The organism is Pandoraea sp. E26 (genome assembly GCF_000681415.1).
GTDB classification, from domain to species: domain Bacteria; phylum Pseudomonadota; class Gammaproteobacteria; order Burkholderiales; family Burkholderiaceae; genus Pandoraea; species Pandoraea pnomenusa.
On the sequence record NZ_AYXJ01000009.1, the window covers coordinates 275,788 to 287,679 of the forward strand.

7 protein-coding genes are annotated in these 11,892 nt (G+C 68.1%); 4 read left to right on the plus strand and 3 right to left on the minus strand.

Going from position 1 to position 11,892, the window contains the following annotated elements; all coding sequences use genetic code 11:
* Positions 1-8: 8 nt before the first annotated feature.
* Genes W930_RS26460 through bcsB form a run of 3 tightly spaced genes read right to left on the minus strand, consistent with a single transcriptional unit; the run spans position 9 to position 7,492 of the window.
* A complete protein-coding gene (locus tag W930_RS26460; RefSeq protein ID WP_158516337.1) occupies positions 9-3,845 on the minus strand; it encodes a cellulose synthase subunit BcsC-related outer membrane protein in 3,837 nt (1,278 codons plus the stop codon).
* Between the two features lie 29 nt (positions 3,846-3,874).
* Positions 3,875-5,122, minus strand: coding sequence for a cellulose synthase complex periplasmic endoglucanase BcsZ (gene bcsZ / locus W930_RS0106755; protein WP_023874464.1), 1,248 nt, complete (start codon positions 5,120-5,122; stop codon positions 3,875-3,877).
* A complete protein-coding gene (gene bcsB / locus W930_RS0106760; RefSeq protein ID WP_023874465.1) occupies positions 5,123-7,492 on the minus strand; it encodes a cellulose biosynthesis cyclic di-GMP-binding regulatory protein BcsB in 2,370 nt (789 codons plus the stop codon). It lies immediately after the preceding gene.
* A gap of 287 nt (positions 7,493-7,779) precedes the next feature.
* On the opposite strand from bcsB, the gene W930_RS0106765 reads away from it, so the two are divergent.
* The 4 genes from W930_RS0106765 (at position 7,780) to W930_RS0106780 (ending at position 11,863) form a co-directional block, all read left to right on the plus strand.
* Positions 7,780-7,995 (plus strand): hypothetical protein, encoded by a 216-nt coding sequence (locus W930_RS0106765; RefSeq protein ID WP_141571682.1) that lies wholly within the window; start codon positions 7,780-7,782, stop codon positions 7,993-7,995.
* A 6-nt stretch (positions 7,996-8,001) separates the two neighbouring features.
* Positions 8,002-8,652: an HAD-IB family hydrolase gene (locus W930_RS0106770; RefSeq protein WP_023595821.1), complete on the plus strand. Its 651-nt coding sequence runs from the start codon at positions 8,002-8,004 to the stop codon at positions 8,650-8,652.
* Between the two features lie 22 nt (positions 8,653-8,674).
* Entirely contained in the window at positions 8,675-10,600 is a 1,926-nt protein-coding gene (locus tag W930_RS26465; RefSeq protein ID WP_023595820.1) for an FUSC family protein, read from the plus strand.
* Positions 10,601-10,702: 102 nt separating this feature from the next.
* Positions 10,703-11,863 carry a class I SAM-dependent methyltransferase gene (locus W930_RS0106780; protein WP_023874467.1) on the plus strand — a complete coding sequence of 387 codons (1,161 nt, stop codon included), beginning with the start codon at positions 10,703-10,705 and terminating at the stop codon, positions 11,861-11,863.
* Positions 11,864-11,892 lie beyond the last annotated feature (29 nt).

The following is an 11,892-nucleotide window of genomic DNA, read 5'->3' on the forward strand; positions in this document are numbered from 1 at the left end:
CGCATAAGTCAGTAACTCCAGATCGGGCGAACCGGCGACGGCGGCATCGGGACATCGCCGCGACGGGCATCGAAGTGGTACCGCATATAGACAAGGAAGCGGTTCGGCGCATAGTAGTCGGAGCGTTCGAACTGCACCTGCCCCCCGATCACCCAGTGCCGGTTGATCCAGTATTCGGCACGCCCGAGCAACGAGAAACCGACACCGAAACCGCCGCCGGACCCATACGTGAGGTCGCCACTGGCCGCTTGCAGCGCGCCGTTCGTGGGGAAGTAAGGCATCGACTTCTCCTGACTTTGCGAGAAGGACACCGAGCCGCGCAGGTAGTACGACCAGCGCTGGGTGCGACCGTACCACTCCAGCGGCAGTGTCAGAGACACGTAGGTCTGCGGGCTGTAATAGCCGCCGTGGCCATAGGTATAGAAACGCTCATTCTGCGCAAAGCTGTCGAAGAACAGCGTCACGCCCGTGTTCATGCGCATGTCGCGCTTGTAGATGAGCGGCAGATCCACGCCGGCGCGCGCCGACACTTCCGTATTGTTGAGCACATTCTCCCCGGTGAGCCGCGCCACGCTTGCCTCGCCGAAGATGCCCCACTTGGGGAAGTCGCGCGACGCGTGGAACGTGAGCGCGTCGCGTCTCACGCCGCCCCACTTGCCGTCCCCGAAGATCTCGGGCAGCGGCAGATTCGCGCCGGCGTATGACACCATGCTGCCGGTCATCGGGCGGCGCGACGCATCGACCCAATAGTTATAGCGCCCCAGATTGCCGAACAGGCGCACGCCGCCCGTCACATACGATACGGGGAAGCCGATCGGCGTGTGGCCGATGTCGGCGCGAATCCAGTCGTTCTCGTAGCCGAGCATGAGCGCCTGTCCGTGCGCCTTCTGCCGCTTCGTGCCATAGTCGGCGAGCACCCCGGGATTGGCCGCTCGAAACGACGGCACGTTCAGCAACGGCAGCGTGCCGAATTCCGAAGTGCCATTGAGCGGCAGGTCGCCCGAGTCCGCGCTGACGTAATCGGTCTGGGCAAACACATGGCCGTCGTAACCCACGGCATATTGACCATACAGCGGCACGGCCCGCGCGTTGAACATCGAAATGCCGCCGTCGCCCTTCTTCTGGTCGATTTCATAGCCCGCCGCGACATAACTGTTGCGCCGCGCCTCGAGCGAATCGATCGCCGATTCGGCCGATGTCATGCCGTCATAGCCCGGCAATGCCCCCTGCACGATCTCTTCCTTGCGTGCCTGGTCGTACCACGCCTTGGCCTCGTTGTAGTGGCGTTGCGATTGCGCGATTCGACCGCGTTGCACCGTCACCGCAGGCGTATCGGGAAACTGCGCGCGCAGCCTGTCGTTCAACGCGATGGCTTCGTCGTAGCGCTGCATCGCATTCAGGCGTCGTACCGCGGCCAACTGCGTCCAGACGTCGTCGGGCGGCGCCTCGGCCAGCGCGCGATCGAGCTCGCGATTGGCGGCCTCGTCGTCCTGCATCTCGTAGAGCACGCGTACGAGCGAAAGCCGTGCGTCCTGATCGTTCGGGTCCTGACGGATCTGATCTTCGGCGATCTTGCGAGCGTCGTCATAGCGCCGCTCGTCGAAATAGATGTCGCCCAACGTCGACAAGGCGCGCTTGTCGGGCGGCTGGCGCGAGAGCAACGGATCGAGCTTCGCGCGTGCCGTCGTGAAGTCGCCCAGCGCGCGCGCGCGGTCGGCCTGGCGCAGCGCGAGCCGATCCTGCAGGTCCCGCCATTCGTCGCGCTGATCGGCGCCAAGGACGGCCGGGTCCATGCTGGCCAGGAACGTACCGAGCTCCGCATCCCGCTCCGCGGTGTTGAGCAGCTCGGCATAGCGCAGCTGGGCATCCGGCTGCGGCTTGTCGGCATGCGCGGCGAGCCAATCGCGCATGAGCGCCAGCCCCTGCTCCGGCTGACCGGCCGCCACGCGCGCCCGGGCCACTTCGCCGATCAGCTCGGGATCGTCGCCCGCCATGGCCAACGCTTCGCGATAGCGCGCTTCGGCCTGTGCGTCGTCGCCGGCCGCTCGTGCCTCGCGTGCCTCGCGCGCCGCATCGCGAATGGCGAGTGTCGTTTGCATGCGTTTGATCGACGGTGTGGCGTTCGCCGCCGGAATCTGCGCGAGCGAAGCGCGCGCGCCGGCCTCGTCGTCGATCACGTTCAGGTAGATCGCTTGCGCATACAGCATTTGCGCCCGGTCGTCAGGGTCGAGCGGCACTCGCATGCCTTCGGCCATCACCTCACGGCCGATTTGCGGCAGACGCAATTTCCGGTACAGGCTGGCGAGCGAATAACGCGTCCAGGCGTTGCCCGGATCGAGTGCGACCGCACGCTCGAGCGCCGCGAGTGCCGGGCCGTTGTGCCCCCGGGCAATCAGGCGCTCGGCGTCGTCGGCGAGCGCCGCCGATTCTGCCTTGTCGAAGCGCGCCTTGTCCTGTGGGAAACGGCGGCGCAGGTCGCCGAGCAGATTCGCAAGCGCCGTGCGGCGTTGCTGGCGCGAATACAGCGTGATCATTCCGCGCAGCGCCGTATCGTTGTCGGGCTCGATCTTCAGCGCCTGCTGGAAAAGTCGCTCGGCGTCGTCATCGCGCTTGTCGTCGAGCGCAATGTCGCCGAGCAATGCGAGTCCGTCGGGATTGCGCGGATCGCTTGCCAGCGCGCTGCGCACCAGACGGTCGGCTTCGGCCAGTCGGCCGGCGTCGCGGGCTTCGCGCGCGGCCGACATGGCGCCCCAGAACTGCGATGTCTTGAGCAGGCTGCGCCACTTGCCCGCGTTCTCCGGATCCTTGCGCAGCGCTTCGGCAAACAGCGCCTGGGCCGCCTTGTGATCGCCCTGGCGCATCTTCACCAGCCCGAGCGAGCCGAGCAACTCGCCGTCGTTCGGCCGTTTGGCGCGCGCCGCATCGAGCGACTTCTCGGCCTCGCCCAGGCGCCCCTGATCAAGCGCCTTGATGCCCGCCTGCCGCGACTGGTATGCGGGATCGCTGAGCATGCGCGTGCGGGCGGCCTGCTGCGCGTTGAGCTTGTCATACGCCGAGCGGATGTCGGCATCGTTCGGCGCGAGCGCCAGATAACGCTGATACAGCGGCAGCCAGGCGAGGTTGCCGTCGGCCTTGGATAACCCCTTCTGCCAGAGCGGCAGCAGCGCGTTCATGTCGGCGTTCGGGCGCGCCGCGAGCTCGGCCACCATGCGCGTGCCCGCGAGCCGCGTCGAAGGCCGGTCGATCATGAGCTCGGCCAGCGACTGGGCAGCGCGCGTATCGTTCGGCGAGCGTCTGGCCAGATCGGCCAACCCCTGTTGCGCGGCCGGCCAGCCGTTGGTCGCATTGGCTTGCGCCCGGAAGTATTCCACGCCGAGTTGGCCCGTCGGCGGGCCGTCGGGGAACAGCGCCTTGTATTCGGCAAACGCGGCGTCGGCCTGGCCGCTGCGTTGAAGCAATCGCGCACGTGCGATTCGGGACTTGTCGACCGTGTTCACACGGATCACATCCGCCAGGGCTTTCGTCGCCGGGGCGTTCGGATAACGCGCACGAAGCTTCTGCAACGCCTGGTTTGCCTGCTGCGGATGATTTTCCTCGATCTCGATCTGGCCGAGCAGCGACAGGGCATCCGGCTGGTCGGGCTGCACGAGCAACGCCTTTTCCAGCGCGGCACGCGCGAGATCGTTGCGATGTCGGGCCTGCCAGAGCACGGCGCTGGCGAGCAGATTGCCGACGTCGCGATTGGCCGCGACCGCGCCGCCGGCCCCGGCGTTGGCCCCGTTGGCGCCGGCAGTCGACGACGTCGGCCCCGGAGCCGCGCGCACGTGCACAGCGCCTGCGGCCATCAACAGGCATGTCATGCATGCGGAGCGGATCAGCGTGTGGCGCAAGCCGCCTCCCATGGCACCTGCAACGTGCCGTCGGCGGCAAAGCGGTAGCGCCCGTCCTGCCAACCGAGACCGAACAGCGAAAGCACCGAACTGTAGTAGCCCGGGGCCGATTGCGCATCGAGCGAGCGTGCGCGCGCCGCCTGCGCCTGCGCTTGCGCCGTGTCGCCCACGGCGTGCAGCAGCGGCACGAGCGCCGCCGAGAAGCCGGACCCGCCGTCGCGGTTCGCCGTACCGTCGCGCGTATTCACCCGCTCGGGCGGCGCGCCATGCTGCGCAACGTATTTGAGCATGCCGCCGAAGCTATGCGTCAACGCGCGAAAGTCATCGCCTCCCGGTGCCAGCATGCCTGCCCAGAGATAAACACGGATGGCGTTGTAGCTGCCTTCGCCCTTCGTTTCCGGATCGATCTCGAAGCCGCGACCGGCGCGATACATCGCCCATTCAGGCGCGAAACCCAGCGGCGGCGCCGTCAGCGTGATCTGCTTGAGCGAGGACGTGATCAGTTGCGCCCATCCACTGTCCGGGAACAATCCCGCCAGACGCCTGACCACCTGCATCGGCACGTAACTCGGGTTGAGTCGCCAGAGATCGTTGGCCGGGTGGAAGCCGACGGGCGCCGGGAGCAGCGTGCGCCCGAGCCCCGGTACGAAATCTGTCTCCTCGGCGGCAATGCGCCGGGCGAGCAGTGCGCCCAGTGCGAAGTAGCGTCGCTCCTTCCACAGTCGGCCCGCCTCGCCTAGCGCGTAAGCGATCCACATGTCGGCGTCGCTCGCGGGATTGGTGTCGAGCACGCCCCACTGGCCGTCGTCCTTTCGACCCCAGAGCCACGCGGGAAGGTGCGCGGTGAGGTCGCCCCTCGCCAGGTTGTTGACGGTCCAATCCAGTACCCTGTCGAAGGCGGCGCGATCGTTCGCCACGAGCGCGAACATCAACGCATACGCCTGCCCCTCCGACACGGTGCGCTGGTCGCTCTCGCTGCGGTCGATCACGCGTCCGTCGTCGCTCAGAAAGCCTGCCTTGAAGCGCGTCCAGTCAGGCCAGCCGGCACCCGCGCATGACCGCGCACCCATGCTGTTGCCCGCCCCGTCGGTGGATGTCGCGGGACGTGCCGCGTTCGGCGACGCGGCGTGCGCCGTCTGCGACAGGCCGGCGAGCACCGGCCCCGCGCCGCACGCTGCAAGCGCACGTAACACGGCACGACGGCGCCGGCCGTAGCTCTCGGCGCATTCCATTTACTTCTCCAGACGACGGGCAGCGCGACGCTGCAGCCAGCCGAAGCACTTGAGCGCGATCGCAAATGCCGCGAGCAAGGCCACAAGGCCGACCAGGATCGGGTGACTCGAGAGGTGGTAGCGAATGCGAGTCCACCAACTCACGTCTCCCACGAAGTAGGTCTTGCCAAGCCGGAAGGACTCGGTGCGATTGTCGGTCACCACCGCGAGATCGCCATGGATCGCCGAGCCGCGCACGTTGTCGTCGATGGCGTTGACGACCTTGAGCAATGCCGCGTCGTTCGACGCATTGATCGCCACGACCGAGCGCGACGAACTCACCGGCGATTCGAAGCCGATCAGTGCGGCCAACATCCCGTCCGACTGCGCATCCATGCGCTCGGGCGCCACGCGGCTCGCCGCCATGGAAGACCCCGTGGCGCCATCACCGCGAAAACCCTGCGGCTGCGCCGACAGCACGCGGCGCTGCTCGTCGATGATCAGAGGCAGATTCTTGCCCCACTTGTTGAGCAGCGCCGCCACGTCCTTACCGCCCACGAGCAGCAGGTCACGATCCTTGAAGCGGTCAGTCTGCGTGGTGTCGAGCACCTCGAAGCGGTCGGCATAGGTTCCGGTGGAACGGCCAAACTGGCCCAACGCCGAGAACACCGTTTCGAGCTCCGCGGTGTCGGGTGTTTTCGACGTCACGACGGCGGTCTGCGCGAGATCGGCGTATTTCGTGAACGGGAAGCCGCTGCCGACGAAGAAGTTCAGGTTCGGCATCTCGGCGTAGTGCGGCAGACCGCTGAAGTCGATCGTCGAATCGGCGTCGATGGCCGAGCGCACCGCATTGGTGATCGTCTGGCTGCACAAGCCTTCCTTGTGCGGCTCCATCGCAAACTGGAACGACAGCGAGTTGCGCGCGCCCACCTGGAACGCCGGGATGCGCACCGACTTGCGATCGGCCATGGTGCCGTCGGACAGCAGATCGACGAGCATGTGGCTTCGGTCGGCGCTGGCACCGGCCGCACGCAGACGATACGCCCGCACGAACTGGTCGTTGATCGACACGCTCAGCGACGAGTCGTCAGCCTTGACCGGCGGCGTATAGCGATACTTCAGCTCCATCGGCACGCCAGTGTTCTGCCAGGTCAGCAGGTCGGCCGGCAGGTTCAGCGGGATACGAATCGGCCACGGCATGTAGCCGCTCGCCTGCAGGTCGTTGGGGTTCTCCACCAGCTCGCCGAACTTCACCGGACGGTCGGTGCGAACCCAGCGCGGCGCGTCGTAGGCCGGGCGCGGCGGCAAGGGCGTGAGCGCGGCAATGCGCGCGGTATCGCCCGACAGCGCGGCGCGCCCGGAGACGAGCGCAAGGGCCGCCGTCTCCAGGTCCTTGGCGTCACGCCCCTGAACGACCAGCAGCTTGAGCGACGGGTCGTTCGGGTTCGACATCATGCGCAGCGTCGGCGCATCGACCTTCGAGAGCGCCAACCCGGGCAACAGGGTGTCGTTCGTGACGAACACGATGGCGTGCTTCGACGGCAGCACATTCACCGAGACCGGGAAGCGCGTGCGGCGGTAGTCGCCGATCGCCCCCGCCCAGGTCGCCACCACACCGGCGGCGTGCACCACGGCAAGCGACGGCGGCGCGCCGAAAACGAAAGGGATCGATTGATCGCGGTTGTCGTGGCGATCGAAGAACGGCGACGGCAGCGTGGCCAGGTCGTTGCGCAGCGTAAGCGGTTGCGTGCTCGTGACGATCTCGCTTTGCGGGCTCACGTCGGCCCAGAGACTGGAATGCGTCGGGTCCTCGCATTCCATCGTGTAATGCCCGATGAGCACGAGACGCACGCGATTGAAGCCCGAGAGCATGCGGGGGTCGAGCGCAATCTCGCGCACGAGGTTCTTGCCCCCGTCCTGCTTGCTGAACGGCAGCGTGGCGATCAACTCCTCGTTCAGATATACCTTGAGTTGCGAGAGATCGGGAAGCAGCGCGGGAGAATACGCGTAGCGCAGACGCAGCAGCGCCGACGCCACGGTCTGATCGAGTCGGATTCCGAAGCTTACGTCGCCCGACCCTTCGGTGCCGCGCAGGCGCAAACCGTTGGTCTGTCCAAGTTGCGCGAACGTGACCGTCCGCTGGCTCGTGCCGGGCGCGGGCGGCGCCAGGACGAGTGCACCGGCGTCGGATGCCGCTGTGGCACCGGACGCCACATCCGGGGCCGCGACCGCGGCAGCGCCTGTGGCAGGTTTGCCGGTCTTGCCGGCACCCGCGGGAGCCGCCTGCGCGGGCCCGACGCCCGCCGGACCCATCGCCGCAACGACCAGCAGACAGACGGCGGTGACTTTTGTAACGTTGTTGTAGCGCGAGCAAGACTCTCGAAGCCGCATTGTCGATGCCTCATCTGTTCGTGGGCTGCAATCTCGCCATCTCGACGCGCGCCTCGCCTGATCGACCCGACGCCGAGCGTCGTCGTGCAGCAATCCGAAGGTTGCCCGGGTCCGGCGGGACAGCGTTGCCCGTGTCTCAGGAAACGGTACGTTGCGCCATGCTAGCTTGCCTGCACGCAAGTAATCAAGCGCACATTGCGCTCCGGGTGTCGTACCGCCGGTACAACGGCCGACGCGTCGACAACCATCGTTGCCGTGCGCCTTCGCCACCGTATAGAATGCCCGACATGACCCGGAACGAACCGTCCCACACCCCCTTGCCAGACAACGCCGACACGATGATCGAGCGACGCCACCCCTCGGACGTCGATCGCCTGCGCGACGTCATCGGCAGCGACGTGTTGCCGTTCTATCGGGACGAACAAGCCGTGGCGGCCTATCGGCAGGCCGCAGAGCGTTGGCCCCACCTCGTCGCCGTTGCCAATTCGCGCGCGGCGCACTGAGCTCGCATGCCGGACACCTCCATCGTCGCCGCCTTCGATTTCGACGGCACGATTTCCACCACTGACAGCCTGCGTGTGTTCGTGCGCGACACGATCGGCACGCCGCGATTCGTCGCGGGCGCCGTGCTCGCCGCGCCATGGCTCATCGGCGCCGCCCTGCGCGTCGTCGACCGGGGCACCGCCAAGGCGGCGTTCCTGCGCGCCTCGCTCGGCGCGCGCGAAAAGGCCCAGTTGGAGCGAGACGCACAACATTTCGTCGCTCACCGCCTGCCCCGACTGCTGCGTCCGGAGATGCTCGCCCGATTGCGGCAGCATCGTGCGCTAGGGCATCGCGTGGTATTGGTGAGTGCGTCGCCGGGGTTGTACCTGCGCCCCTGGGCGGCGTCCGTCGGGTTCGAAGCCGTCTTGAGCACCGAGCTGGCCTACGACGAGCAGGCACGCTTTTCCGGGCAATTCTCGAAGCCCAATTGCTGGGGTCCCGAAAAGGTACGGCGCCTCGAGGCGTGGTGGGGCGACAATCCGCCGCGCGTGCTGTTCGCCTATGGCGACAGCCGGGGGGACAGAGAGATGGCCGCGCGAGCCGATCACGCGTGGATTCGCGGCCAGGGCCGGCTCATGCCGCTCACGGACGCCGACGCCTCGCCGCGCGCGTCCTGACGACCGCGCGCACGCCCGGATCATGTCCGCTTCCACGGAACCCGGCCGCCGCGTTGCCTGGGTCTCGCGTCTCGCCCGGCTGGAGCCCGTCGCCTTCTCGCGTTGGGATGCCGTGCACGCCGCGCTCTCCGTCGCCATCCCCACCGCCATCGGCGCGGCGATCGGCCATGGCGCGGACGCGTCCCTCATCGCCCTGGGCGCCCTGCCCGCCATCACCGGTGACCGCACCGGTCCTTACCGCTCGCGCGCGCGCTCCATCCTGCTGACCATCGCCACCGGCGTGGTGGGCTTCCACGCGGGAATGCTGATTCACGACGTGGGCCTGACCCACCCGTGGCTGGCGCATGTGCTGTTGCAATTGGCGATCCTGTTGCTCAGCTTCGCGGGCACGTTCGGCAACGTGGCGTCGGCGGCGACCCTGCAGGGCGCCATTTACCTTCTGGTGGGATGGGGGTTGGCGCTGCCGCCGCCTGAATGGCGAGCGCCCCTGCTGCTGGCCGCCGGCGGCGTCTTCAGCGTGCTGCTCATGGCCATTCACTGGCTCCGGCATCCGGGCGCGGCCGAGCGCGACGCCGTCGCCGCCATTTACCAGCAACTGGCGAACGTCCTCGATGCGAGCGGCACGCCACGCGTGCGGCTGGCGCGCCGCTCGCTCGAGAACGCCATCGCCGCTGCCTGCGACACACTGCTCACGGCGCGCGCCAGCACCGCAAGCGGCCGGGACCTGCTGGAGCGTCGCGCCGCCCAGGTGCTGGCGGCCGAACCCATGACTTCGGCGGTCATCGCCCTGGCGCAGGGGGGGCAACCCGTGCCCGCACCGCTCGGGCGTGCACTGTATGGCATCGCTCGAAGCATCGCGCGTGACCGCCCCATCGACGTCGAAGCGGCCGCCGCCGTGGCGAGCGACCATCACGCGCCATCGCTGGCCGCCGCGCTGCACCGCGCCGAACCCCTGCTCAGCGGCACCGTGCGGACCGCCGAGGCGCCGCTGGAGGCGCTGGCACGGCATCAGGCACGGGCAGTCGCGCATCCTCGCTGGGTGCCCAAGTGGCCGTGGCCCGACGTTTGGCGCTATTTGCTGCGCATCGGTCTGTGCGTGCTCGCCGCCCAGCTATGCATCGCCGTGACCGAGTTGCCGCGCTCGTACTGGGTGCCTCTGATCGTCGTGGTGATTTTCAAGCCGAACTTCGGCTCCGTATTTGCCCGCGCGCTGCAAAGCGGCGTGGGCAGCATCGTCGGGGTGGCCGTTTCGGCGGCGGTCGTGGCCGTGGACCGCAACGGTCTGGTCAGCCTGGCCGCCCTGATCCCGCTCGCGGCCTGCCTGCCGTGGGCCCTGCGGCGGAACTACGGCTTGTTCAGCGCGTTGCTGCTGCCCATCCTGATGCTGGTGATGGGCGCGCTGCAGCCAGGCAGTCAGGACATCGCGTTCGCGCGCTTCGTCGATGCCGTCGCGGCCTGCGCTATCGTGCTCCTCGTGGGCTATCTGCCGTGGGCGAAGTGGGAGCGTCGCCAGCTCGACGAGCGCGTGGCCAACGCCGTCGACGCATTGGGACGCTATGCCGCGCTGGCCGACGCACATGACGCGGACGCGGCGTTCGCGGCCCGGCGCGCCGCCTACAAATCGCTGGACGACGCCCGCGTGGCGCTTCAACGCGCCCTGTCCGAACCGCCGCTGGTGAGCCGCCGGGCCGCGCGCTGGTGGCCGGCACTCATCGGACTGGAACGCGTGGCGAACGCCATCACCGACACCGTACCGCACGGTGACGATCACACCGCGCCCGTTCACCCCGCCGCGTCGATCCTCACACACATGGCCGCCGCGCTGCGCCATGGGGGACCATCGCCCGCCATGCCCGACGGCCCGGTACAAGGTATCGATCCGATACTGGAAGGCGTGTTGCGCGAAGCCATCGCCTTGCTGTTCGACGCCCCCGGCCGCGCTGCGTAGTACCGCGCCCGAGGCGGCCAAATCCGGACGTCGGTCCGTCAACACAGGCATAATGCGGGCTTCCGGCGCAATGGCGCCGTCACGAATGACAGAAGACACCGCATGAATACCACCCCGACGCTTGCCTGGACCGAAGACGGTCGCCCCGTGACAGCGCGCTGGCGCTCCGAAGCGGGTGTGGCGGCGCCGCGTCGCGTCGAAGTCGTCGACGACACCCTCACCGCCGACGAGGCCTACCACCTCGCCTGCGGCGGCACCGCCGTGCTGTATCGCGGCGATTACCAGAATGCACGGCAGTTGATGCAGGCGATGGCCCGGCGCGTGGATCGTCCGCCGCATCGCCAGCGCCGCAAGACCTCCGGCCACGCGGACGCCGCCACCGGCCCGGCCGAGGCGTTTCACAAGCATCGCATGGCGCAGGCCCAGCGCGCACGCATTCTGGGCATGGTGCTCATCCCGCTCGACGCCGATTACGGCATTCCGTTACGTCGCGCGCCCGACGTTCGCGAGGCGTGCACCGAGGCCTGGGGCGCGCCCGACGACATGCCATCGGTGGCCTCGTTGCGCGAAATTCTGGGCTTGATCGGCGCGCACGAATGGCGCAAGAAAGGCGTGGCGATCCCCGCGCTCGGCGCGTCCATCCACCCGTGGTACGGCGTGTTCTCGCCGGTGCGCGGCGAGTATCTCCAGTTGATCGATCAGGCGCCGCTGCCGGCCAAGTCGGTGGCGTTCGACGTGGGCACGGGTACCGGCGTGATCGCCGCCCTGCTCGCGCGCCGCGGCGTGCAACAGGTCATCGGCACCGACCGGGACGCCCGCGCACTGGCGTGTGCCCGCGAGAACATCGCGCGACTGGGATACGAGCGAAGCGTGAGGATCGTCGAGGCAGACCTGTTCCCGGAAGGCCTCGCGCCACTGATCGTCTGTAACCCGCCTTGGTTGCCCGCAAAGGCCAACGCGCCGATCGAGCATGCGATCTACGACCCCGACAGCCAGATGCTCAAGGGCTTTCTCAATGGCCTGGCGGCCCACCTGAGCCCCGGCGGCGAAGGTTGGCTGATCCTGTCGGATCTGGCCGAGCATCTGGGCCTGCGCACGCGCGAGACGCTGCTCTCGTGGATTCACGGGGCCGGACTGGTCGTGCTCGCACGCCACGACGTGCGACCGCACCACCCCAAGGCGGGCGACGCCAGCGATCCGTTGCACGCGGCGCGCCGTGCCGAAGTCACCTCGCTCTGGCGCCTGGGCGTTCGGCCCGCCTGAGCACGCCGGAGCGCCCCGCGGGCGAATCC

Bases quoted from the DNA above. Each gene is read 5' to 3' on its own strand.
- W930_RS26460 (WP_158516337.1), bottom strand. From the start codon at position 3,845: ATGGCCGCAGGCGCTGTGCACGTGCGCGCGGCTCCGGGGCCGACGTCG.
- bcsZ (WP_023874464.1), bottom strand. From the start codon at position 5,122: ATGGAATGCGCCGAGAGCTACGGCCGGCGCCGTCGTGCCGTGTTACGT.
- bcsB (WP_023874465.1), bottom strand. From the start codon at position 7,492: ATGCGGCTTCGAGAGTCTTGCTCGCGCTACAACAACGTTACAAAAGTC.
- W930_RS0106765 (WP_141571682.1), top strand. From the start codon at position 7,780: ATGACCCGGAACGAACCGTCCCACACCCCCTTGCCAGACAACGCCGAC.
- W930_RS0106770 (WP_023595821.1), top strand. From the start codon at position 8,002: ATGCCGGACACCTCCATCGTCGCCGCCTTCGATTTCGACGGCACGATT.
- W930_RS26465 (WP_023595820.1), top strand. From the start codon at position 8,675: ATGTCCGCTTCCACGGAACCCGGCCGCCGCGTTGCCTGGGTCTCGCGT.
- W930_RS0106780 (WP_023874467.1), top strand. From the start codon at position 10,703: ATGAATACCACCCCGACGCTTGCCTGGACCGAAGACGGTCGCCCCGTG.